The sequence below is a fragment of the Streptomyces sp. NPDC021212 genome (assembly GCF_044332925.1).
In the GTDB taxonomy this organism is placed as follows: domain Bacteria; phylum Actinomycetota; class Actinomycetes; order Streptomycetales; family Streptomycetaceae; genus Streptomyces.
The window spans coordinates 112144-134411 of record NZ_JBIRPZ010000017.1 but is presented as its reverse complement, the minus strand read 5'-3'; the positions used below and the strand labels follow the sequence as shown (position 1 = coordinate 134411).

General features: G+C 73.7%; 19 protein-coding genes. 11 read left to right on the top strand and 8 right to left on the bottom strand.

Annotated features, from left to right (window positions below; translation table 11 throughout):
* Positions 1–18 precede the first annotated feature (18 nt).
* Both ACH4SI_RS35600 and ACH4SI_RS35595 read right to left on the bottom strand, forming a co-directional pair.
* Positions 19–864 carry an MOSC domain-containing protein gene (locus ACH4SI_RS35600; RefSeq protein WP_398303227.1) on the bottom strand — a complete coding sequence of 282 codons (846 nt, stop codon included), beginning with the start codon at positions 862–864 and terminating at the stop codon, positions 19–21.
* 135 nt (positions 865–999) lie between these two features.
* The gene (locus ACH4SI_RS35595) at positions 1000–1509 is read right to left on the bottom strand and encodes a DUF6643 family protein (RefSeq protein ID WP_398303225.1); all 510 of its coding nucleotides are present in this window, start codon (positions 1507–1509) and stop codon (positions 1000–1002) included.
* 210 nt (positions 1510–1719) lie between these two features.
* On the opposite strand from ACH4SI_RS35595, the gene ACH4SI_RS35590 reads away from it, so the two are divergent.
* Complete coding sequence (locus ACH4SI_RS35590) at positions 1720–3063, top strand: TerD family protein (protein ID WP_398303307.1); 1344 nt, start codon at positions 1720–1722, stop codon at positions 3061–3063.
* Between the two features lie 28 nt (positions 3064–3091).
* On the opposite strand, the gene ACH4SI_RS35585 is transcribed toward ACH4SI_RS35590, so the two are convergent.
* A complete protein-coding gene (locus ACH4SI_RS35585; protein WP_398303223.1) occupies positions 3092–4291 on the bottom strand; it encodes a glycosyltransferase in 1200 nt (399 codons plus the stop codon).
* Between the two features lie 68 nt (positions 4292–4359).
* Between ACH4SI_RS35585 and ACH4SI_RS35580 the strand changes: the two genes are divergently transcribed.
* Positions 4360–5160, top strand: coding sequence for a glutamate racemase (locus ACH4SI_RS35580; RefSeq protein WP_398303221.1), 801 nt, complete (start codon positions 4360–4362; stop codon positions 5158–5160).
* A gap of 74 nt (positions 5161–5234) precedes the next feature.
* A complete protein-coding gene (locus tag ACH4SI_RS35575; RefSeq protein WP_398303219.1) occupies positions 5235–5807 on the top strand; it encodes a hypothetical protein in 573 nt (190 codons plus the stop codon).
* 828 nt (positions 5808–6635) lie between these two features.
* On the opposite strand, the gene ACH4SI_RS35570 is transcribed toward ACH4SI_RS35575, so the two are convergent.
* Positions 6636–7664 (bottom strand): O-antigen ligase family protein, encoded by a 1029-nt coding sequence (locus ACH4SI_RS35570; RefSeq protein ID WP_398303217.1) that lies wholly within the window; start codon positions 7662–7664, stop codon positions 6636–6638.
* 237 nt (positions 7665–7901) lie between these two features.
* Between ACH4SI_RS35570 and ACH4SI_RS35565 the strand changes: the two genes are divergently transcribed.
* The 3 genes from ACH4SI_RS35565 (at position 7902) to ACH4SI_RS35555 (ending at position 11342) form a co-directional block, all read left to right on the top strand.
* Positions 7902–8381 (top strand): NUDIX hydrolase, encoded by a 480-nt coding sequence (locus ACH4SI_RS35565; protein ID WP_398303215.1) that lies wholly within the window; start codon positions 7902–7904, stop codon positions 8379–8381.
* A 55-nt stretch (positions 8382–8436) separates the two neighbouring features.
* On the top strand, positions 8437–9258 hold the full coding sequence (locus ACH4SI_RS35560; RefSeq protein WP_398303213.1) for a 3-hydroxybutyrate dehydrogenase: 822 nt from the start codon (positions 8437–8439) through the stop codon (positions 9256–9258).
* A gap of 107 nt (positions 9259–9365) precedes the next feature.
* Positions 9366–11342 carry a helix-turn-helix domain-containing protein gene (locus tag ACH4SI_RS35555; protein ID WP_398303211.1) on the top strand — a complete coding sequence of 659 codons (1977 nt, stop codon included), beginning with the start codon at positions 9366–9368 and terminating at the stop codon, positions 11340–11342.
* A 22-nt stretch (positions 11343–11364) separates the two neighbouring features.
* Here ACH4SI_RS35555 and ACH4SI_RS35550 read toward each other — a convergent pair whose 3' ends face one another.
* The 4 genes from ACH4SI_RS35550 to dhaK form a co-directional block, all read right to left on the bottom strand.
* The gene (locus tag ACH4SI_RS35550; protein WP_398303209.1) at positions 11365–12735 is read right to left on the bottom strand and encodes an MFS transporter; all 1371 of its coding nucleotides are present in this window, start codon (positions 12733–12735) and stop codon (positions 11365–11367) included.
* A gap of 164 nt (positions 12736–12899) precedes the next feature.
* A complete protein-coding gene (locus ACH4SI_RS35545; RefSeq protein ID WP_398303207.1) occupies positions 12900–13316 on the bottom strand; it encodes a PTS-dependent dihydroxyacetone kinase phosphotransferase subunit DhaM in 417 nt (138 codons plus the stop codon).
* Positions 13313–13948, bottom strand: a complete 636-nt coding sequence (dhaL, locus tag ACH4SI_RS35540) for a dihydroxyacetone kinase subunit DhaL (protein ID WP_398303205.1) — start codon at positions 13946–13948, stop codon at positions 13313–13315. Before dhaL ends, ACH4SI_RS35545 begins: the two co-directional genes overlap by 4 nt.
* A 70-nt stretch (positions 13949–14018) precedes the next feature.
* The gene (gene dhaK, locus ACH4SI_RS35535) at positions 14019–15011 is read right to left on the bottom strand and encodes a dihydroxyacetone kinase subunit DhaK (RefSeq protein WP_398303203.1); all 993 of its coding nucleotides are present in this window, start codon (positions 15009–15011) and stop codon (positions 14019–14021) included.
* Between the two features lie 142 nt (positions 15012–15153).
* On the opposite strand from dhaK, the gene ACH4SI_RS35530 reads away from it, so the two are divergent.
* The 5 genes from ACH4SI_RS35530 (at position 15154) to grpE (ending at position 22264) form a co-directional block, all read left to right on the top strand.
* The gene (locus ACH4SI_RS35530; protein WP_398303201.1) at positions 15154–17313 is read left to right on the top strand and encodes a pyridoxamine 5'-phosphate oxidase family protein; all 2160 of its coding nucleotides are present in this window, start codon (positions 15154–15156) and stop codon (positions 17311–17313) included.
* Between the two features lie 114 nt (positions 17314–17427).
* Positions 17428–18606 (top strand): acyl-CoA dehydrogenase family protein, encoded by a 1179-nt coding sequence (locus tag ACH4SI_RS35525; RefSeq protein WP_398303199.1) that lies wholly within the window; start codon positions 17428–17430, stop codon positions 18604–18606.
* An 840-nt stretch (positions 18607–19446) separates the two neighbouring features.
* Positions 19447–19674 (top strand): hypothetical protein, encoded by a 228-nt coding sequence (locus ACH4SI_RS35520; RefSeq protein ID WP_398303197.1) that lies wholly within the window; start codon positions 19447–19449, stop codon positions 19672–19674.
* Between the two features lie 51 nt (positions 19675–19725).
* Positions 19726–21636, top strand: a complete 1911-nt coding sequence (dnaK, locus tag ACH4SI_RS35515; RefSeq protein ID WP_398303195.1) for a molecular chaperone DnaK — start codon at positions 19726–19728, stop codon at positions 21634–21636.
* A gap of 10 nt (positions 21637–21646) precedes the next feature.
* On the top strand, positions 21647–22264 hold the full coding sequence (gene grpE / locus ACH4SI_RS35510; protein WP_398303193.1) for a nucleotide exchange factor GrpE: 618 nt from the start codon (positions 21647–21649) through the stop codon (positions 22262–22264).
* The last annotated feature ends 4 nt before the right edge of the window (positions 22265–22268 follow it).

Here is a 22268-nt window from a genome sequence, read left to right as displayed (position 1 = left end):
CGTCGTGGCGCCGTGGGGCTACTCCAGGATCTCGACCGGGTCGCCCAGCCGCAGCGTGCCCGTGCCCTCCGGCACCAGGTTCTGCCCGAAGAGCAGGGTGTCCCCCACCCGCCGGTGCCGCGCGAGGGTTCGCAGCGGCTCCTTGCCGCGCTCGCCGGTGCCCTGGTCGGTCGTGGTGACGACACAGCGGGAGCACGGCTTGGGCACCCGGAAGACGACCTCGCCGATCCTTATCCGCCGCCAGTCGTCCTCGGCCCACGGCGCGGTGCCGTCGACGACGACGTTCGGCCGGAAGCGATTCATCGGCAAGGGGCCCTCATCGGGGTGGTCACCCTGTGCGATGAGCGAGTTGAGCGCGTGCAGCGACGCGGTGGTGGTGAGCAGCAGCGGAAACTCGTCCGCGAGGCTGACGGTCTCCCCGCCGTGCGCGTACTCCGGGGTCAGGGGCCGCCGCCGCGCGGGATCGTCGAGATGGACCAGCCGCGCCTCGGTGCCCAGGAAGTCGCTGAACCAGGCGTCGGCCTCGGCTCCCGCCGACACCACCTCGACCTCCGTCCGCGCCAGCTTCACGGAGAAGACGGCGGGTGACGGCACCGACGGGTCCCCCGGCCCGGGTGCCGCCACACGCAGCGGTCTGTGCCCCTCGGCGCTGAGCCGGACACCACCGTCCGGCAGCAGCTCGGCCGAGGCGAGCGCCAGTCTCGGCTGCTGACGCTGGGTCACATAGCGCCCGTCCGGCTCGACGACCATCCATCTGCGGTCACCGACCAGCCCCCACGGCTCCACGGCCGCGGCTCCGGGCGCCAACCCCGCGACGGACTTGACGGGATAGACGTGGAGGGCGCTCAGCTCTGGGTTGACCATGCCGAACATCCTGCCAGCAGGGTCCGACAGGCCGGAGGGCCACAGGGTGAACACGAGCCGAGGCCCGGAGGTCCGAGCCTCGGAACACCAGGCCCCGGCCGTGCTGCGAAAGGGTGCACGGAGTGTGCGGTGGGGTCAGTAGCCGCCCCCCGGCTGCTGGGGACGCCCCGGGTACTGCTGCTGCCGGCCGTACGGGTCGTCGTACGGGGACGGCGACGGAGCCGCCGGGCGGGGCGCCGCGGGACGCGGCATCGCCGGGCGCATCGCCTCGTACCCGCTCGGCGCCGCCGGACGCGGCTGCTGCGCCCCCGGGTAGCCGCGCGGGCCCGCCTGCGGCGGGATGTACGGGGAGGGCGCCGGCTGCATTCCGCCCTGCTGCATCCCACCGGGCTGCATTCCGCCCTGCTGCGGCGCCTGCTGCTGATAGCCGGGCGGCGGGGTCTGGTGGGACGAGGCGGCCGGGAGCGCGGGAAGCGCCGAGGGCAGTGCCGGGAGGTGACTTCCGCTGTCGTACGCGGAAGGCACCCGGATGGGTGCGATCTGAGGCGTTCCCCGCTCGGCGACGAGGTTGTCGTAGATGGGGGTGTCCGGGAAGGACGGCGAGGAGTAGTAGCCGCCGCCGTAGGTGCTGCGGGGGGAGGTCATAGACCATAAGTTAAGCCCACCATGTGCTGATTGGGGAGCCCGGTAGGTCGGTTGTTTTCAGTGTTCGGAGCGGTGGTGGACCCCCAATCGGATCGAACCCGGGAAAAACGGTCGTCAGGGTACGTTGAGATCCTGTAAAGGGCGCGTTTTCAGAGGGTCACATGCCCGTCCAAAGATGAAGCGAACAGAAAGACAGGGGGACGCATGGCGATGCGCAAAGGCAGCAACATCCAGGTCACGGCAGGGGCGGTGCGGGTCGAACTCGGCTGGCGCGCCGGTCCCGGAGCGCCGGACGTGGACGCCTCGGCGCTGCTGCTGATGTCCGGAAAGGTTCGCTCCGACGCGGACTTCGTGTTCTACAACCAGGCCGTGCACGCCTCGGGCGCCGTACGGCACGAGGGCAAGAGGACCGCCGGTGACACCGTGACCGACACGCTCACGGTCGATCTGGGCCGGGTGGAACCCGAGGTCGAGACCGTGGTGCTCGCCGCCTCCGCGGATGGCGGAACGTTTGGCCGGGTGCCCGGTCTGCACATCCGGGTCCTCGACGCTTCCGGCGGCGCCGAGATCGCCCGCTTCGACAGCGAAGACGCCTCCGTGGAGACCGCGTTCGTCCTCGGCGAGCTGTACCGCAGGCAGGGCGGGTGGAAGTTCCGCGCCGTCGGTCAGGGGTACGACAGCGGGCTCGCGGGCCTCGCCACGGACTTCGGCATCAGCGTCGACGAACCGCAGCAGGCGCCCGCTCCTGCCTCCGTCCCCGCGCCCCCGGCCGCGCCTCCCGCGCCGCCCGTCGCGCCCCCGGCCCCGCCGTCGGGGCCTCCGGCCGCCGCCTTCCCGCCGCCGTCCGCGGCGGCCCCCGCGCCTTTCCCGCCGCCCCCGGCACCGGCCGCCCCGCCCGCGGGTGCGGGTGCTCCGGTGAGCCTCAGCAAGGTCACGCTGACCAAGGACGCGCCCGCCGTCTCGCTCACCAAGCAGGGCGGCACGTCCGGCGCCCTGCGGGTCAACCTCAACTGGCAGGTGCACAAGCAGTTCCAGGGCTGGGGCCAGAAGCTCGGCAGGGCCCTGGCCATGCACGGCGACCTCGACCTCGACCTGGGCGCCCTCTTCGAACTCGCCGACGGCAGCAAGGGCGTGGTGCAGGCGCTCGGCAACTCGTTCGGCTCGCTGCACCAGCCGCCGTTCATCCACCTCGACGCCGACGACCGGACCGGTGCCCGGTCGTCTGGCGAAAACCTGACCGTCAATCTCGACCACAAGGACGCGTTCCGCCGCATCCTCGTCTTCGTCACCATCTATGAAGGTGCACGCAGCTTCGCGAACCTGCACGCCACCGTCACACTTCAGCCACAGTTCGGCGCGCCCGTCGACTTCTCCCTCGACGAGTGCACCGTCCCGTCCACGGTCTGCGCGCTCGCGCTCATCACCAACAACGGCGGTGATCTGGTCGTCCAGCGCGAGGCCCGCTATCTGGTGCCGGACCGCGGCGTCAGCCCGCAGCGCACCCTCGACTACGCCTACGGCTGGGGCATGAACTGGACTCCCGGCCGCAAGTGAGAATTCGGCCATGTCGGCCACGCTCGCGTCAGGGCGCGGCGCTGGGGCGGGCGTAAGTGCGCCCCTTCCAGGCCGCGCCCTGCCCCCTCCAGTGCCGCACCGCCGAGTCGACGGTCATCAGCAGATAGAGGAGGGCCGTCAGCGGCAGCAGCGGAGCCAGCCAGAGGGTCTGGCGGTAGTAGCGCAGCATCGGGACGTACGTGGCGGCCATCAGCGCCCACGCGGCGGCGCCCGCCGCGAGCGGCGCCGGGCGCCCGGCGAGCACGCCGGCGCACAGCGCGACGGGCGGCGCGAGATACACCACCGCGAGCCCCGCGACCGTCGCCATCAGCAGCAGCGGATTGTGCCGCAGCTGGGCGTACGCGCTGCGCGAGACCATCCGCCACAGCTCCCCGAGCCCGGGATACGGCCGTACGCTGTCGACCCGGTCGGCGAGGCCGAGCCAGATCGCCCCGCCGGAGCGCTTGACCGCCCGGGCGAGCGCCACATCGTCGATGACCGCCTGCCGGACGGCCTCCGGGACCCCGGCCCGCTCGGCCGCCTCCCGGCGCAGCAGGACGCAGCCGCCCGCGGCGGCCGCCCAGCGGCCCCGGCGCCGGTTGACCCAGCGGAACGGGTACAGCTGGGCGAAGAAGTACACGAACGCCGGGACGATCAGCCGCTCCCAGCCGGTCGCCACCCGCAGCCGCGCCATCTGCGACACCAGGTCGAGGCCGTGGGCCCGGGCGGCCCGTACCAACTCCCGCAGCGAGTCCGGTTCATGGGCGATGTCGGCGTCCGTGAGCAGCAGGAAGTCGGCCTCGTAGGCGCTCCTTGCGAGCGCGATGCCGTGCCGCACCGCCCACAGCTTCCCCGTCCAGCCGGGGTCCGGTTCGCCCGGCGCCCCGACGGTCAGCGGCAGCCCGCCGTGGGTGTCGGCGAGTTCGCGGGCCAGCTTTCCGGTGCCGTCGGAGCTGCCGTCGTCGATCAGGAAGACCTCGGCCGGTCCCGGATAGTCCTGGGCGAGCAGCGACGGCAGGCTCGCCGGAAGGACGGCGGCCTCGTCCCGGGCGGGCACCACGATGGCCACCGAGGGCCAGTCGCCGGGCTCCTCACCGGCCGGAGGCGGGGGCTCACCGGCCGGGGTCGAGGGGAGTCGGACGTCCGTACGCCAGAAGAACCCCTGGCCCAGCAGCAGCCACAGCCATGCGGCCAGGGACCCGGCGGCGATCCACGTCAGCGCGCTCACCCGCCGCAGTCTGCCCGAACCGGCGCCCTAGTGCCGGGGACTCGGGGCCGATCCATTAAAGTGACGGGGTGAAGATCGCGCTAATGGACTCCGGATTCGGCCTGCTGCCCACCGCGGCCGCGATGCACCGCCTTCGGCCCGACGCCGATCTCATCCTCTCCTCCGACCCCGACGGCATGCCGTGGGGGCCGCGCACTTCCGAGGACGTCACCGAGCGCGCCCTGGCTTGCGCCCGCGCCGCCGCCGCACACCGGCCCGATGCGCTGATCGTCGCCTGCAACACCGCCTCCGTGCACGCCCTGCCCGCGCTGCGGGCCGAGCTGGAGCCCGGTCTGCCGGTCATCGGGACCGTGCCCGCGATCAAGCCCGCGGCGGCCGGCGGCGGGCCCATCGCGATCTGGGCCACGCCCGCCACCACCGGCAGTCCGTACCAGCGCGCGCTGATCAGCGACTTCGCGGACGGCGTGGGCGTGACGGCCGTGGCGTGCCCCGGTCTCGCCGACGCCGTCCAGCACGTCGACGATGCGGCGATCGACGCCGCGGTGGCCGCCGCGGCGGCCCGTACCCCGGACGACGTCCGGGCCGTCGTCCTCGGCTGCACCCACTACGAGCTGGTCGCCGAACGCATCCGGGCCGCCGTCCAGCCCGCCGGTGCGCCGCCCATCGCCCTCCACGGATCGGCCGGTGCCGTCGCCGCGCAGGCGCTGCGGCGGATCGGCGCCGACCCCTTCCTGCCGCCCGCCGCGGTCGCGTCCGCCCGCGGCACGCTCACGGTCATCCTCAGCGGCCGCGAGGCCACGCTTCCGGAAGGGGCGCTCGCCTACGCCGAGGGCGGTCTGCTGGCCCCCGCCACCCCGGCGCGCGGCTGACGCCGAACCGCTCCCACCGGGCAAAACGCCGCCGTCGGCTGCCGTGGTAGCGGAACGTGAGTACCCTGCCAGTCATGAGGCCCCATGCCGAGGACCCCGACCACCACGGCAAGCAGACCCCGGGGCAGGGCGCGCCCGCGGTCTGGACCGGTCATGCCCACAACCGTGTGCAGTGGTTGCTGGCGGCCGTGGGCGCCGCGTGCGTGGCGCTCGGCATCGACCTCGCCGTCGCCTCCCCCTGGACCACCGGAATCGCCCCGCTCCTGATGTCGGTCATCGGCTGCCTCGCCGCCGGACTGCTGATGCTTTTCGGCACCCTCGCCTTCGTCCATGTGGCGGTGCGGGTCGACGAGGACTGCCTGGAGGTCCGCTGCGGCCACATGGGTCTGCCTCGCCGCCGCATCCCCCTCAGCGACGTGGTCCACGCCGACGTCGCCCCCCGCGTCACCCCCTGCCAGTGGGGTGGCTGGGGCTACCGGTGGCGCCCCGACAAGGGCACAGCGGTGGTGGTGCGGCGCGGTGAGGGGCTGGTGCTGCGGCTGGGAGACGGCCGTATCTTCACGGTGACGGTGGACGACGCGGAGGCGGCGGTCCGGGTCATCCGCGACCGGCTCCGGCTCATCGCGACGCGGACGTCCCAGGTGTAGCGGGGTTCTCTCCCCGCCCCGCCCCTTCCCGAACCGGGGGCACCCCGGGCCCCGGGGGGGGGTGGGCTGGTTGGTGGGGCCGTGTGCCGTGTCGGGGGTGGTTTTCTCCCCGGTCCCGCTCCTTGCCGAACCGGGGGCACCCCGGGCTCCGGTGGGGCGGGCTGGTTGGTGGGGCCACGTGCCGCGTCGGGGGTGGTTTTCTCCCCGGCCCCGCTCCTTGCCGAAGCGGGGGCACCCCGGGCCCCGGTGTGGTGTGGGCTGGTTGGTGCCGTCACGTGCCGCGTCGGTGGGCGGGGTGCCCCGCTGGGCTCGCGCTGCGGCTCGCCCGACCGCCGTGGCTCCGGTCGGTCGTGCGGATGCGGCGGCACGCCGCCCCCTGGGGGCTCTCGCCGTGGCTTCGCCCGGCGGCCTGCGGCTGCCCGGTTTCCCCGGCCCGCTCGTTGCCGTACCGGGGGCACCCCGCCTCCCGGCTGCGGCTCCGCGCGGTGGTGCGGCCGCACCACCGGAGCGGTGGGCCGGGCGCCCCTCCTGGGCTCGCGCCGGGCTTCGCCCGGCGGCCTGAGGTGGCCGCGTCGTGCGGAGGCCGGTGGGTTCCGGGTCCGGTACGGCGAGCCGCGGCCTGCGCCGGCCGGCACCCGCTGGGCCCGGTGGCCCGGGCCGGGCGGCGGGGTGGCGTGCCCTGCGGCGTTGCCCGGTCGCGGGGGACCGTGGCGCCCCGGGGCGGGCGGCCCCGGGGCTCGCGCCCGCGGGTGGGCGCCGGTCCGGCACGGCGGGATGCGGTGGTCCGGCCTCGGGTCGGGTGGGCCGGGGGCGGCTCGCCCCGGGGTGTCAGGGCACGGTTTGGGCCGGGGCCGTGGGGTCTTCCAGGGGGCGGGCCGTGGCCAGGCCCGCCAGGAGTCCCGCTCCGGCCGTCACCTGCGGAAAGCTGAGCGCGTTGCCCAGCGACGCCTCGACGGCCAGGGCCGTCAGCGCGGCCGCCGCTGTCAGGACGACCGGTGTGGACCGGGGTGAGCGCCACAGCGCGTACAGCATCCAGACGAAGGCGGTGCCCAGGAGCGCCACCCCCGGCAGTCCCTGTCCGGCGGCCTGCTGCAGCGGGGCGGAGTGCGGCGTGGTCTCCGGGGCGGGGGCCTGCGCGGCCGCCGGGCTCAGCTCGGCGAAGAGGTCGGGCCCGGCGCCGAGCACCGGGTTCGCCCGGGCGAGGTGGGCCGCGTCCTGCCACATGCGGATCCGGTGCTCGGTGAGGTGGGACCGTAGCGATATCGGCAGCCCACCCGGCACCGCGCCCGCCGCGACCGCCCAGCATCCGCCGACGGCGACCGCGGCGACGAGCCCGAGCGCGGCCAGTCCCGCGAGCCGCCGCCGCGGCCGGGCGGCGGCCAGGGAGCACAGCAGGACCGCTCCGCTCGCGGCCCAGCCCGCCGGTGGGCCGCTCACCACGGCGGTCAGCGTGATCGTCACGGCCAGCAGCCACAGGGCCGGCCGGAGCGCGGTCCGCCCGGCGGCCCACGCGGCGCAGCAGGCCGCGCCGGTGGCCAGGGTGAACTGGGCCGCGTCCAGCCCCTGGTGGCCGGTCGGGCCGGGGCGGGTGGCCACGGCCAGACCGAGCCCCGCGACCGCGGCGGCGGCCGCGCACGCGACCGGCAGGAGCGACCCGGCGATGCGGCCGCAGGCGTACCCGGCGGCCACGGCCAATACGGCGAGCAGCACCCCCTCGGGGCGCGCGGTGCGCCCCATGGCGCAGATGAGCGCCCAGAGGGCGCAGGAAGCGAGAATCGCCACGCCCGCGATGTCGGGCACACTGCCCAGGGCCTGGCTCCGGTGTTCGCTGTCGTGGTTCTGGTCGTGATCCTGCACGACAGATCCCAGCGCTGATGACGTCATCCCGTCGACCCCCCGTCGTGACGGGCATCGCGCGGCGACCGGAAGTCGCGTCGCGAGCCATGCACCCGGAACGGTAGCGCTTGGCATGAGGTATGTGTATATGTTGCGCAGAAACGATGTGTCCGTGGTGAAACGCACACCGAGCGCGCAGAACGGGCGTCCGGTGCGGGCCACCGGCGCGGGCGCGGGACCGGCGGATACGCTCAGCGCATGGCGACCCCCGACTTCATCCGCGGCCTGCGGGCCTCCATCGGCCATCAACTCCTCTATCTGCCGGGCGTGAGCGCCGTCGTCTTCGACGAACAGGACAGAGTGCTGCTGGGCCGTCGCGCCGACAACGGCCGCTGGGTGATCATCTGCGGCATCCCCGAACCGGGCGAGCAGCCCGCCACGGCGGTGGTGCGCGAGGTGTTCGAGGAGACCGCGGTGCGGTGCGTTCCGGAGCGCATCGTGCTCGTACGGACCCTGGCGCCGGTGACGTACCCCAACGACGACCAGTGCCAGTTCATGGACGTCTGCTTCCGCTGCCGCGCGGTGGGCGGCGAGGCGCGGGTGAACGACGACGAGTCGCTGGACGTGGGCTGGTTCCCGCTCGACGCGCTGCCGGAGCTGGAGGATTTCTCGCTCATCCGGATCAAGCAGGCGCTCGCCGAGGGGCCGACGTGGTTCGAACCCATCCCGGGGGAGTGAAGAGTGTGCCGCGCCCCCATCGGTGCGGCCCGGGCCGCCGCCTAGTCTGCCGCTCATGAGCGCGTCCCCCCTGCCCGGCCACACTCCGGGCTCCGCCCCCCGGCCCGCCGACGCCGGTCTCGCCGGCCGTACCGCAGTCGTCACCGGCGCCGCCGGGGGCATCGGGCGGGCGTGCAGCCTGCGGCTGGCGGCCGCCGGGGCGCGGGTACGGGCAGTCGATCTGGACGCCGAGGGCCTGGCCGAGCTGGCCGCCTCCGCCACTCACCGCCACGCGCCCGGCACCGTCGAGCCGTACGCCCTGGACCTGACCGACCTCGACGCGGCCGAGCGGGCCGCCGAGGGCGCCGACATCCTGGTCAACAACGCCGGGCTCCAGCTCGTCCGCCCGATCGAGGACTTTCCGCCGGAGGTCTTCTCCCGGGTGCTCACGGTGATGCTGGAGGCCCCGTTCCGGCTGGTGCGCGGCGCGCTGCCGGGGATGTACGAGCGGGGCTGGGGGCGGATCGTGAACATCTCCTCCGTGCACGGGCTGCGCGCCTCCGCGTACAAGTCCGCGTATGTGGCCGCCAAACACGGGCTGGAGGGGCTCTCCAAGGTCGCCGCCCTGGAGGGCGCGCCCCACGGCGTGACGTCCAACTGTGTCAACCCCGGTTATGTGCGCACCCCACTGGTCGAGCGTCAGATCGCCGACCAGGCCACGGCGCACGGAATCTCCCAGGAGCGCGTCGTCTCCGAGGTGCTGCTCGCGGACGCGGCGGTCAAACGGCTCGTCGAGCCGGAGGAGGTGGCGGAGGCCGTGGCGTATCTGTGCGGTCCGCACGCCTCGTTCATCACCGGTGCCTCGCTCACCATGGACGGCGGATGGACGGCCCACTGAACGGCCCTCGGAACGGCCCACTCGACGACCGGCCGGACGGCCCGCTGCCCGGCCGCGCCGGGGGCCGGGCAGCGGGCGGTGCCGCCGCGCCCGGCGGGAGTACCCCCATGCCCGACGATCAGCCGGAGACCCCGTACCTGGAACTGCTCGCGCGCGGCGCGCCCGCCGAGGCGTACGAGCGCCCCGGCCTGCGGGCGCGTGCCGAGGGGGCCCCGGCCGAGCGGCTGGCCGCCTTGGAGCGCGCCAAGCTGCTCGCCCTGCGGGTACGCGGCGAACTGGAGGGCCGCAGGCGTCGCGAGGCCGAGCTGTCCGCGCTCTTCGAGACCGCCCACGACCTCGCGGGGCTGCGCGATCTGGACGCGGTCCTCCAGGCCATCGTGCAGCGCGCCCGTTCGCTCCTGGGGACCGAGGTCGCGTATCTGACGCTCAACGACCCGACCGCCGGGGACACCTATATGAGGGTCACCGACGGTTCGGTCTCGGCGCGCTTCCAGCAACTGCGGCTCGGCATGGGGGAGGGGCTCGGCGGGCTCGTCGCCCAGACCGCGCGCCCCTATGTGACCGAAAGCTACTTCGACGACCCCCGGTTCCAGCACACCCGGACCATCGACGCGGGCGTCAGCGACGAGGGACTGGTCGCCATCCTCGGTGTGCCGCTGCTGCTCGGCAGCGGTGTCATCGGGGTGCTGTTCGCGGCCGACCGCCGGGTCCGCGTCTTCGAACGCGAACAGATCGCCCTGCTCGCCTCCTTCGCCGCGCACGCGGCCGTCGCGATCGACACGGCCAATCTGCTCGCCGAGACGCGGACGGCGCTCGCCGAGCTGGAGGCCGCCAACGAGATCATCCGGGATCGCAGCGGCGTCATCGAGCGCGCCTCCGAGATCCACGACCGGCTCAACGAGCTGGTGCTGCGCGGTGGCGGGGTGCAGGACGTCGCCGCCGCCGTGGCCGAGGTGCTGAGCGGGTCGGTGGAGTTCCTGGAGGCGGCCGAGGTGCCCGCCGGCGCCCTCGACCGGTCGCGGGCCGACGGCCGCGCCGTACGCCACGGCGAGGACTGGATCGCGGCCGTCTCCGCGGGCGGCGAACTCCTCGGTGCGCTCGTCCTGCACGGCCACCCTCGGCTCGACCCCGTGGACCAGCGCACCCTGGAGCGCGCCGCCATGGTCACCTCACTGCTCCAGCTCGCCCGCCGCTCGGCGGGCGAGGCCGAACAGCGGGTGCGCGGCGAGCTGCTGGACGATCTGCTCGACGCGCCCGACCGGGAGCCGCGGCTGCTGCGGGAGCGTGCCGCGCGGCTCCGGGCGGACCTGGACGCGCCCCATGTCGTCCTCGCCGCGGGCATCGACGCGCCCCGCGTCGCGGCGGGCCCCGAGCCCGCGGCCGAACCCGCCGTCGCGCCGGGCTCGGCGCCCGGTTCCGGCGCCGCCGAGGACGCCGCCGACCGGCAGCGCCTGTGGTCCGCCGCGTCCCATCTGGCCGCCACCCGGCACGGTCTGGCCGCGGCGCGCGACGGCGGCACGGTGCTGCTGCTGCCGCTCGCCGAGGGCGACAGCGCCGACGCCGTCGCCCGCCGCACCGCACGGCAGCTGGGCACCGCCGTGCACGCGCCCGTCACCGTCGGCGCCTCCGCACCCGTGGCCGCGCCCGCCGCCCGCCCCGCCGAGGTCGCCGACTCGTACGCCGAGGCCCGGCGCTGCCTGGCCGCCCTGCGGGTGCTGGGCCGGGCCGGCGAGGGGGCCGCCGCCGAGGACTTCGGCTTCCTCGGCCTGCTGCTGGCCGGTACCCGGGACGGCGCCCCGGACGGCACCCGGGTGCGGGACTTCGTCACACGCACCATCGGGGCGGTCGTGGAGTACGACGCGCGGCGCGGCACCGGGCTGGTCCGCACGCTCGACGCGTACTTCGCCGGCGGCATGAGCCCGGCGCGCACCAAGGACGAACTGCATGTGCATGTGAACACGGTGGCGCAGCGGCTGGAGCGGGTGGGGCGGCTGCTCGGCGACGACTGGCAGTCGCCGGCCCGGGCGCTGGAGATACAGCTGGCGCTGCGGCTGCACCGGCTGACGGGGGCCGTGGAGCGCTGAGCCGGCCTCATCGACAAGACACTTACGCCGAGGCCGAGCGGGAAGCCTCCGCCGCCCGCGGCACGTCGTCGGCGCCCGGCCGGATGGCGGCCAGGTCGCGTTCGCGGGTCTCCTTCGCCGCGCCCACCGCCACCACCGTGAGCAGCGCCGCCGCGATGACGTACAGGGCGATCGGGGTGGCGCTGTCGTAGTCGGCGAGCAGCGCGGTGGCGATCAGCGGGGCGGGCGCCCCGGCCGCGACGGAGGAGAACTGGGCGCCGATCGAGGCGCCCGAGTACCGCATCCGCGTCGCGAACATCTCCGAGAAGAAGGCCGCCTGGGGCGCGTACATCGCACCGTGGAAGACCAGCCCGACCGTGACCGCGAGGAGCAGCGCCCCGAAGCTCTCGGTGTCGATGAGGGCGAAGAAGGGGAACGCCCACGCGCCGACGCCCACGGCACCCAGCAGATAGACCGGACGGCGGCCGATGCGGTCCGAGAGCGCGCCCCAGGCCGGGATCGTCGCGAAGTGCACGGCGGAGGCGATGAGCACGGCGTTCAGCGCGGTCTGCTTGCCGAGGCCCACATGGTCGGAGGTGGCGTAGACGAGGACGAAGGCCGTGATCACGTAGTAGCTGATGTTCTCGGCCATCCGGGCGCCCATCGCCACCAGGACGTCCCGCCAGTGGTGGCGCAGGACGGCCACCAGCGGCATCTTCTCCGCCACATCCGCGTTCTTCCGCTCCTCGGCCTGGGCCAGCGCGGCCTTGAAGACGGGTGATTCATCGACAGAGAGACGTATCCACAAGCCGACCAGCACCAGCACACCGGAGAGCAGGAACGGCACCCGCCACCCCCAGGACTCGAAGTCGGCCTCGGAGAGCAGCCCGGTCAGCGCGGACAGCACCCCGGTGGCCAGCAACTGCCCGGCGGGGGCGCCGGTCTGCGGCCAGGACGCCCAGAATCCGCGCCGTCGCGCGTCCCCGTGCTCGGACACCAGCAGCACCGCGCCGCCCCATTCGCCGCCGAGCGCGAAGCCCTGCACCAGCCGCAGCGCGGTGAGCAGGACGGGCGCGGCCGAGCCGACGGTGGCGTGCGTCGGCAGCAGGCCGATCGCACAGGTCGCCCCGCCCATCAGCAGCAGGCTCAGGATCAGCAGCTTCTTGCGGCCGAGCCGGTCGCCGTAGTGCCCGAACACCAGGGCGCCGATCGGCCGGGCGGCGAAGCCGACGGCGTACGTCAGGAACGACAGCAGGGTGCCGACGAGCGGGTCGGAGTCGGGGAAGAAGAGCTTGTTGAAGACGAGCGCGGCGGCCGACCCGTAGAGGAAGAAGTCGTACCACTCGATGGTGGTGCCGATGAGGCTCGCCGCGACGACGCGGCGCAGCGATCCGGGGCTGGTCGGAGGAGCCATGGTTACCACTTCCGAGCGGGTGCGGGGACGGATTCGTGTGCCACACCGTAGAAATGCGCATGTCAGCTCGGATATGTACGGGGACTACACACTTCTGCCGCCCGCTGCGGGCGCCGCACCCATGCGGACGGGCCCGGGGGCCCGGGCCCGCTCGCGCCGTCGGCTCAGACCTTGCGGTAGTCGTACGCCTCCGCGGCGGCTCCGGCGACCGTGTCCACGTCCGCGCCCGTGGACGCGGTGACCACGGCCGCCACCGCGCCCTCCACGAGCGGCGCGTCCACCAGCCGGGAGCCCTCCGGCAGCTCGTCCTCCTCGGCCAGCAGCGCTTTGACGGTCAGTACGGCGCTGCCGAGGTCGACCAGTATGGCCACCCCGGCGCCCTGGTCGACCGCGTACGCCGCGTCGCGTATCAGCTCCTCGCTGGTGCCGAATCCGCCGTCCGGGGTGCCGCCCGCGGCGCGCACGGGCGCGGTGCCGCCGCCGGCCAGCGCGGTGGCCATCCGGGCGACCGACTCGGCGACCTCCCCGCTGTGCGACACGACCACGACCCCGACCAGCTTCTCCCCACTCTCCTCGCTCATCGGACGGCCTCCGCCAGCGCCGCGACGATCAGCGAGGACGAGGTGGCGCCGGGGTCCTGGTGGCCGACGCTGCGCTCGCCCAGATAGCTCGCCCGGCCCTTGCGCGCGAGCATCGGTACGGTGGCCAGCGCGCCCTTGTCGGCGGCCTCGCCCGCCGCGGTGAACGACACGGTGTCGCCGCCCAGCGCCTCCACCGCGGGGAGCAGCGCGTCCAGCATGGTCTTGTCGCCCGGCGCGGCGCCGCCGAGCTGCGCCACCGCGTCCACCCCGGCCCGCAGGGCGTCCGCCAGCTGCTGGGGCGTGACCTCCGCCGCGTCCCCCAGCGCCTTGCCCGCGCGCCGCAGCAGCGTCCCGTACAGCGGCCCGGAGGCGCCGCCGACCTTCGAGATCAGCTGGCGCCCGGCCAGGATGAGCGCGGCACCGGGCGACCCCGGCGGCTCCTTCTCCAGCGCCTCCGTCACGGCCGCGAAACCGCGCTGCATGTTGGTGCCGTGGTCGGCATCGCCGATCGCGGAGTCCAGCTCGGTGAGCCGGGTCGCCTCGCGGTGCACGGACTCGGCCGCGGCGGTGAGCCAGCGTTGGAAGAAAGAGGTGTCGAGCGCGTGTTCGACTGCGGATTCACTGCTGGACACAGACGCCTCCTCATGACGGTAACCGACGGCGACAGCGTACGTATCGGGCCAGTGGGCGGAACGGTCCGGGTCAGCAGCCCCAGCGCAGCCCGGCGGTCCGTACGGGCGCGTCCCACAGCCGCAGCAGGTCCTCGTCGACCTGGCACAGCGTGACCGAGGCGCCCGCCATGTCGAGTGATGTGACGTAGTTGCCGACGAGCGTACGTGCCACCGCCACGCGGCGCTCGCCGAGCACCCGGTGCACCTCGGCGGCGAAACCGTACAGCTCCAGCTGTGGGGTCGCCCCCATTCCGTTGACCAGGACGAGCACCGGACTGTCCGGGCGCAGGTCGTCCAGCACCGCGTCCACCGCGTAGTCGGCGATCTCGCGCGAGGTCATCATGGCCCGCCGCTCCCGCCCCGGCTCGCCGTGGATGCCCACGCCCAACTCCAGCTCCCCGGCGGGCAGATCGAAGGTGGGGCCGCCCTTGGCGGGCGTCGTGCAGGGGTCCAGCGCCACGCCGAAGCTGCGCGAGGACGCGTTGACCCGGCGGGCGATCGCCTCCACCCGCTCCAGCGGCGCGCCCTCCTCGGCCGCGGCACCGGCGATCTTCTCCACGAACAGCGTCGCGCCGGTGCCGCGCCGGCCCGCCGTGTGGGTGCTGTCGGTCACCGCCACGTCGTCGTCGACGAGCACCTTGGCGACCTGGATGCCCTCGTCCTCGGCCAGTTCGGCCGCCATGTCGAAGTTGAGCACGTCGCCGGTGTAGTTCTTGACGACGAACAGCACGCCCTTGCCGCTGTCCACGGCGGCCGCCGCGCGCACCATCTGATCGGGCACGGGGGAGGTGAAGACCTCGCCGGGGCAGGCCGCGTCGAGCATGCCGGCACCGACGAACCCGCCGTGCAGCGGCTCGTGGCCGGAGCCGCCGCCGGAGACCAGGGCCACCTTGTCGGGTACCGGCGCGTCCCGCCGGACGATCACCCGGTTCTCGACATCCACCGTCAGTTCGGGATGGGAGGCGGCCAGTCCGCGCAGTGCGTCGGCGACCACGGTTTCGGCCACATTGATGAGCATCTTCATGGGAGCGTTCGTCCTCCACCGGGTGGGAGCTGTGCACCGCTGCAACAGCGTACGGATCCGGCGCGGTCATGGCACCCCTGGGGCGCTGAGCCGAACGGCCTAATAAGACGAAAAAGGTACATAGGCATCATATGGTGCGCGCATGGAGAACACTGCCCCACCGGCGGCCGCCACCGCGCACCCGCGCCCGCAACCACCCCGGCCGCCGCGCCACCGGCGCCGCGCGCCGTGGCTCGCGGTGGTCGCCGTCGGCTACGCGGTGGTCCAGCTCGCGGTGGTCGTCCCGCACGTCGGACACGCGCTGGGCTGGGACGAGTCCGTGTACGTCTCCCAGGTGGACCCGCGCACCCCGGCCGCGTACTTCAGCGCGCCGCGCTCCCGTGGCATCAGCATGCTGGTCTCCCCGGTGGTGGCCGCCACGTCCTCCATCACGGTGCTCCGGGTCCTCCTCACGGTGCTTTCCGCGGGCGCGCTCTTCGCCGCCTTCCGCGTGTGGAACAGGTTGCTGCCACGCGGCGCCGTGGCGCTCGCCGCGCTGCTCTTCGCCGGGCTGTGGATCACCACGATCAGCGGCCCCGCCGTGATGCCCAACCTCTGGGTCGCGCTCGGCGCGGTGGCCGCCGTCGGCTGGTTCCTGCGGCTGCCCGCCGAGCCGGGCGCCCGCTGGTGGCTCGCCGCCCTCGTCGCCGGTGTCACACTCGTCCGCACCCCCGACGGCGGCTGGCTGGCCGTTCCGCTGCTGGCCGTCGCCCTCCGGCTGCGGGCCTGGCGGCCCGCCCTGCTCCCGCTGGTGGGCGGGCTCCTGCTCGGCGCCGCGCAGTGGATCGGCGAGGCGTACGACCGCTTCGGCGGCATCGGCGGGCGGCTGGACGTCTCCAGCGAGGTCGAGGGCGGCATGGGCCTCCACTTCGCCGTGGGCGCCGCGCTGCGCAGCCTCAACGGGCCGCAGCTGTGCCGCCCGTGCGAGGTGCCGCTGCGCCATCCGGAACTGACCCTGTGGTGGCTGTCGCTGCCGCTGCTGACCCTCGCCGCCGTCACCGTCGTCCTGCGGGACCGTCACGAGCGGCGGACCCGGGTGCGCGTCGGGCTCGGGTCGCCGTACGTACAGCGGGACCCCGGTGTGCCGGTCACCGTGCTGCCCATCGTCTGCGCGGCCTCCCTCGCCGTCCCCTACCTGCTGCTCATCGACTACTCCGCGCCGCGCTTCCTGATGCCCTCCTACGGGCTGCTCGCCCTGCCCGTCGCCGCGCTGGCCTTCCGTGCCGTACGCGTCGCGCGCTCGCCCCGCCACATGGCCACCGCGCTCGGGATCGTCGTCCTGCTCCACCTGGGCAGCCAGCTCGCCGTCCTCACGCACACCGCGACGGTGTCCGAGAAGACCACAGGGCGCTACCGCACCGCCGCCGACGGGCTGAAGCGGCTGGGGCTGCGGCCGCCGTGTCTGGTGGCCGGCGACCGGGCCCTGCCCGTCGCCTACCACGCGGGCTGCGGCTCCGCCCAGACCAGCGGGAACAACCGCTCCACCACCGTGTCCGGGCTGCTGCGGCGGGCCGCGCACGAGCCCACCGCGCTGCTCGTCCGGCGCGACGGCGGCGCCCGGCCGCCGTCGTACGCCCGCACCTGGATCGGGTTTCCGCTGCCGGGGACGGAGTGGAGCGCCTACCTGCCGCCGCACCAGGCGCGCCAAGTCGTCCCGCGCGGCGCGGGGGAGTCCCTGCAATCCCGGGAGCCCGGACGGAAATCCGGACAGAAGGCGTCGGGTAATCCCGCGAGCATGGGCGCCATGACGACGCATCCGATCACCAGCTGGGCCGGATTCCAGACGGCGGAGCCCGCCTTCGCCACGGCCACGCAGGAGCGCTTCGCGCGCTACCGCACCCATGTCCTCGCCACCGTGCGCCAGGACGGCTCCCCGCGGCTGACACCCCTGGAGGTCAACTTCCGCTTCGGGGAACTGTGGCTCGGCATGATGCCCGACTCGCGCAAGGCCGTCGACCTGCGCCGCGACCAGCGCTTCTCGATCCAGGCCAACCCGGGCCCCGACACCGGCACCCCCGGTGGCGACGTCCGGGTCAGCGGCCGGGCCGTCGAGGTCACCGACCCGGACTCGCTCGCCCGCTTCGCCGCAGAGGTCCATCCGCCCGAGCCCTTCCACCTCTTCCGCGCCGAGGTGACCGAGGTCGTGCGGACCTCGGTGGAGGGGCCCGATCTGGTGCTGCGGACCTGGCACCCGGGTCGGCCGGTTCAGGTCGTACGGCGCGGCAGCGACGACAGCGCGCCCCGGGTGGACGAGGTGGGCTGAGCCGCCGGGTGGTCCACGGCCCTTCCGAATTTTTGGAACGCGTTCTACCGTGCCCCTCGATCCCAGGACGCTCCCAGGCGCCGTCGTGGCGCGCGCGAGACTCCAGGAGGGGCCGTGGACCTCGAATACACCCCTGAGCAGCGGCAGTTACGAGCCGAGCTGCGCACCTACTTCGCCGAGCTGGTCCCCGACGACGCGTACGCCCGCTACGCCGACCCCGCCGGGCAGAAGCGGTTCTACCGCGAGACCATCCGCCGCCTCGGCGCCGACGGCTGGCTGGGCGTGGGCTGGCCCCGGGAGTACGGCGGGCGGGGGCTGGGCCCGGTCGAACAGTTCATCTTCTTCGACGAGGCCGCCCAGGCGGGCGTACCGCTGCCGCTCATGGCCCTCAACACGGTCGGGCCCACGCTCATGCGCTACGGCACCGACGAGCAGAAGCGGTACTTCCTGCCGCGCATCCTCTCCGGCGAGATCGACTTCGCGATCGGCTACAGCGAACCCGACGCCGGAACCGACCTCGCCGCCCTCAGGACCCGCGCCGTGCGCGACGGCGACGACTACGTGGTGAACGGCCAGAAGACCTGGACCACCAACGGCGACACCGCCGACTGGGTCTGGCTCGCCGTCCGCACCGACCCCGGCGCCAAGCCCCACCACGGCATCAGCATCCTGCTCGTACCGACCACCGACCCCGGCTACTCCTGCACCGTCATCACCACCCTCGCCTCCCACGACACCACCGCCAGCTACTACGAGAACATCCGCGTCCCGGCCGCCCGCCGCGTCGGCGCCGAGAACGAGGGCTGGCGGATGATCACCACCCAGCTCAACTACGAACGCGTCACCCTCGCCGCCCACGGCACCATGGCCATCCGGGCCCTGCGCGGCGTCCGGCAGTGGGCCGCCGACACCAAGCTCCCGGACGGCCGCCGGGTCATCGACCTGGCCTGGGTGCGCGCCCGGCTGGCCCGTACCCACGCCCGGCTGGACGCCATGAAGCTGCTCAACTGGCAGATGGTGGACGCCCTCCAGCGCGACACCCTGACCCCGCAGGACGCCTCCGCCGTCAAGGTCTACGGCTCCGAGGCGCGCCGCGACGCCTATGCCTGGCTCATGGAGGTCGTCGGCGCCGCGGGCCCGCTCAAGGAGGGCTCGGCGGGCGCGGTCCTCCACGGCGAACTGGAGCGCGGCTACCGCAGCAGCGTCGTCTTCACCTTCGGCGGCGGCAACAACGAGATCCAGCGGGAGATCATCTCCTGGATCGGCCTGGGCATGCCGCGGGTGCGCCGCTGACCCGCTGTGACGGGCCTTTCTAGTTGCCACAGTCGTCCCGTCAGGTGTGCCGGTCTCCCGGGCGAGCGTCTCGTACAAGGCGTGGTCGTGGGGCCTGCCCTCGGCGACCAGGACCACGTGGTCGGAATGCCGAGTCACCGGCGACGGCATGCCCGCGGCCGAAGCCGCCCGGCCCGCGGTCCGCGCGAAGGCGTCGTCCGCGGCCCGGCTCCTCCACCGCACGACGACCACGTACTGGTCGTCGACCGGTTCGCGACGCAGTCGCAACCCCACCTCCGCGAGATGGCGCAGGTGCGACAGTTCCGGGGCGAGTGACGTGGCGGCGTGCTCCAGTGCGAACGCGGTGTACTCGTCGGCGTCGTTCCGGGGATCGCGCCGGGGATGACCTCCTCGCCGCCGCCCGGGGCCGCGACCTCGGCGAGGGTCTCGTCTCCCCGCTGGCGGCGGTGCGCGACGGCGCCCGACAGGGCCGCGGCGGTGAGGCGTACGAGCGGGAACGGTGACGGGGCCGTCCCGCCCCGTCAGCTCTCGCACCGCCCGGTCGACGGCTGACGCATGCCCCGGCCCGACCCACGGGCTGGGGACCAGCGGGCCGTGCCCCCTGACGTATCCGGCCTCGGCTCGGTACGGGCCGACGGCCGACACGTGGTCCATGGCCAGGCGCAGGATCTCGCGCCCCCGACCAACGTACCCGATATGGCCGAAATCTTCGTCTCGTGCTCGTGGGGGGACGGGCTCCGTCGTTCTTTGACCTGCCGGGTGCAGGCGTAGAGCTGCTCGGTTCGCGAGTCTGGAGGCGTGCCGGGGGCCGTCGTGTACAGCGGCTGGAAGGACTGGGCGATGAGCGAGCAGCCCCGTAGGCCGTTGCCACGTACGAGACGTACCAGGAAGCCGAACGCGCTGTCGACCACCTACGTCCGCCTCGTCGAGCGGGCCCGCTCGTCTCCGCCCTGCTCGGAGCCCAGCCGGTACGACGTCGTCGTGGACGACGCGGTCGCGGACGAGGCCGTACGACTGCTCGGCCGGCTGCAGACCACCGGCGCCGGCGGACGTCCCGCCCACACATGAACGATCGCATCCGCAGTCGCGGCGTATCCGCCGCACCGGGAGGAGTTCCTCATGGCCAAGGCAGTGGGCATCGACCTGGGCACCACGAACTCGGTGATCGCCGTGTGGGAGGGCGGCGAACCTTCCGTCGTGCCCAACAACGAGGGAAACCGTACGACACCGTCCGTGGTGGCCTTCACCGACACCGGGGAACGGCTGGTGGGCCAGCTGGCCCGGCGCCAGGCGATCCTCAACCCCAAGGGCACCATCTACTCGGCCAAGCGGTTCATCGGCCGGCACTTCGACGAGATTCCGGACGAGGCCAGAGCGGTGGCGTACGACGTCGTCGAGGGCCCGGGCGGCGTCGCCCGCTTCAAGGTGCGCGACAAGCTCTACGCGCCTGAGGAGATCAGTGCCCAGGTGCTGCGCAAACTCGCCGACGACGCCTCCAAGCAACTCGGGGAACGGGTCACGGAGGCGGTCATCACCGTGCCCGCCTACTTCAACGACGCCCAGCGCACCGCCACCAAGGACGCCGGGCGGATCGCGGGACTGGAGGTGCTGCGGATCATCAACGAGCCGACCGCGGCCGCCCTCGCGTACGGCATGGACAAGAAGCAGCACGAGACGGTGCTGGTCTTCGACCTCGGCGGCGGCACGTTCGATGTGAGCATCCTCGACGTGGGCGACGGCGTGGTGGAGGTCCGTTCCACGGCGGGCGACAGCCACCTGGGTGGTGACGACTTCGACCGGCGTCTGGTGGATTACCTCGCGGACGACTTCCAGAAGGAGAACGGCATCGATCTGCGCAAGGATCCGCAGGCGCTGCAACGCCTGTTCGAAGCGGCGGAGAAGGCCAAGACCGAGCTGAGTTCGGTGACGCAGACGCAGGTCAGCCTGCCGTTCATCACCGCCGATGCCTCGGGCCCCAAGCACCTCACCGACTCGGTCATGCGGTCCACGTTCGATCAGATCACCAGCGACCTGGTGGAGCGGTGCCTGGGGCCGGTCCAGCAGGCCATGGCCGACGCCAAGGTCGGCGAGAGCGACATCGACGAGGTCATCCTCGTCGGCGGTTCCACCCGCATCCCCGCCGTCCAGGCCCTCGTGCGCCGGCGGACCGGCGGCAAGGAACCCAACATGAGCGTCAACCCCGACGAGGTCGTGGCCCTGGGCGCCGCGATCCAGGCCGGCGTGCTCAAGGGCGAAGTCAAGGACGTCCTGCTGCTCGATGTCACGCCCCTGTCGCTGGGTGTCGAGACACGCGGCGGCGTGATGACGAAGATCATCGAGCGGAACACCACCATCCCTGTGCGCCGCACCGAGACCTTCTCCACCGCCGAGGACAACCAGCCCGCCGTCGACATCGTCGTCCTCCAGGGCGAGCGCGAACGGGCCGCCGACAACCGGGTGCTCGGCCGCTTCCAGCTCACCGACATACGCCCGGCGCCGCGCGATGAGCCACAGATCGAGGTCACCTTCGACATCGACGCCAACGGCATTCTCAACGTCAAGGCCCGAGACCGGGACACCGGCAAGGAACAGGGCATCACCATCACCGAGAGCTCCAACCTCGACCGCGGCGAGGTCGAACGCATGGTCCAGGAGGCCGAGCGCAACCAGGGCCAGGACCAGGCCCTGCGCGAGGCCGTCGACGCCCGCAACGAGCTCGACGCCGTCGCGTACCAGGTCGACAAGCGCCTCGCCGAGCTGGGCGACGCCGCACCCGCGCACGAGAAGGCACGCGCCGAGATGCTGGTGTCGGATGCCCGGGCGGCGGTCAAGGACGAGGCAGGCGTGGAGCGGATGCGGCCCCTGACCTCCGAACTCCAGCAGGTGCTGTCAGGGCTGTCGGCACATCGGGGCGGCGCCACCACGGGCGGTCCCGGCCAGGACACCACCGGGGGCGGTGCGACCGGCGGCGGCCCGATCGGCGGTGGCGGTGACGACGACGTCATCGACGCCGAGTTCGACAAGGACTGAGGAAACCGCCATGCCGATCCACCCCAGGGAATCCGGCCCGGCCGTGCCGGACCCGGCCGACCCGGCTCCGGAGGGCGCCGTAGGCCCTCCCCGAGGGGATCTTCCCCGCTCGGGCCCGCCGGCCGGGCCGGGGTCCGACACGGGCGAGGAGCCCGGCCCCGACGCGGCTGGCGGCCCCGCACCGTCCGAGGACGAGCACAGGGCCGAGTTCCAGGAACTCGAGGACCGCTGGCGGCGCGCGCTCGCCGACCTCCACAACCTCCGCAAGCGCCACGCCAGGGAACGGGAGCGGGAGCGGACGGCCGAGCGGTCCCGCACGGCCGCCGCATTCCTGCCCGTCCTGGACAACCTCGAACTCGCCCTGACCCATACGGGATCCGACCCCGGCCCGATCGTGGAGGGTGTCCGGGCGGTCCGCGACCAGGCGGTGAACGTCCTCGAACTGCTCGGCTACCCGCGTCACGCGGAGACCGGCGTCGCCTTCGACCCGGCCCGGCATGAGGTGGTCGGCGTCGTCCACGACCCCGACGCCCCACCCGGCACGGTCGTCGAGGTGCTGCGTCCGGGCTACGGGGACGGTGAACGGCAGCTCAGGCCCGCCGCCGTGACGGTCGCGAAGCGGGAGTGACCGG

Excerpts from the sequence above, each read along its gene's own strand:
- ACH4SI_RS35600 (WP_398303227.1), bottom strand. The coding sequence starts at position 864 with ATGGTCAACCCAGAGCTGAGCGCCCTCCACGTCTATCCCGTCAAGTCC.
- ACH4SI_RS35595 (WP_398303225.1), bottom strand. The coding sequence starts at position 1,509 with ATGACCTCCCCCCGCAGCACCTACGGCGGCGGCTACTACTCCTCGCCG.
- ACH4SI_RS35590 (WP_398303307.1), top strand. The coding sequence starts at position 1,720 with ATGCGCAAAGGCAGCAACATCCAGGTCACGGCAGGGGCGGTGCGGGTC.
- ACH4SI_RS35575 (WP_398303219.1), top strand. The coding sequence starts at position 5,235 with ATGAGGCCCCATGCCGAGGACCCCGACCACCACGGCAAGCAGACCCCG.
- ACH4SI_RS35565 (WP_398303215.1), top strand. The coding sequence starts at position 7,902 with ATGGCGACCCCCGACTTCATCCGCGGCCTGCGGGCCTCCATCGGCCAT.
- ACH4SI_RS35560 (WP_398303213.1), top strand. The coding sequence starts at position 8,437 with ATGAGCGCGTCCCCCCTGCCCGGCCACACTCCGGGCTCCGCCCCCCGG.
- ACH4SI_RS35555 (WP_398303211.1), top strand. The coding sequence starts at position 9,366 with ATGCCCGACGATCAGCCGGAGACCCCGTACCTGGAACTGCTCGCGCGC.
- ACH4SI_RS35550 (WP_398303209.1), bottom strand. The coding sequence starts at position 12,735 with ATGGCTCCTCCGACCAGCCCCGGATCGCTGCGCCGCGTCGTCGCGGCG.
- ACH4SI_RS35545 (WP_398303207.1), bottom strand. The coding sequence starts at position 13,316 with ATGAGCGAGGAGAGTGGGGAGAAGCTGGTCGGGGTCGTGGTCGTGTCG.
- dhaK (WP_398303203.1), bottom strand. The coding sequence starts at position 15,011 with ATGAAGATGCTCATCAATGTGGCCGAAACCGTGGTCGCCGACGCACTG.
- ACH4SI_RS35530 (WP_398303201.1), top strand. The coding sequence starts at position 15,154 with ATGGAGAACACTGCCCCACCGGCGGCCGCCACCGCGCACCCGCGCCCG.
- ACH4SI_RS35520 (WP_398303197.1), top strand. The coding sequence starts at position 19,447 with ATGAGCGAGCAGCCCCGTAGGCCGTTGCCACGTACGAGACGTACCAGG.
- dnaK (WP_398303195.1), top strand. The coding sequence starts at position 19,726 with ATGGCCAAGGCAGTGGGCATCGACCTGGGCACCACGAACTCGGTGATC.
- grpE (WP_398303193.1), top strand. The coding sequence starts at position 21,647 with ATGCCGATCCACCCCAGGGAATCCGGCCCGGCCGTGCCGGACCCGGCC.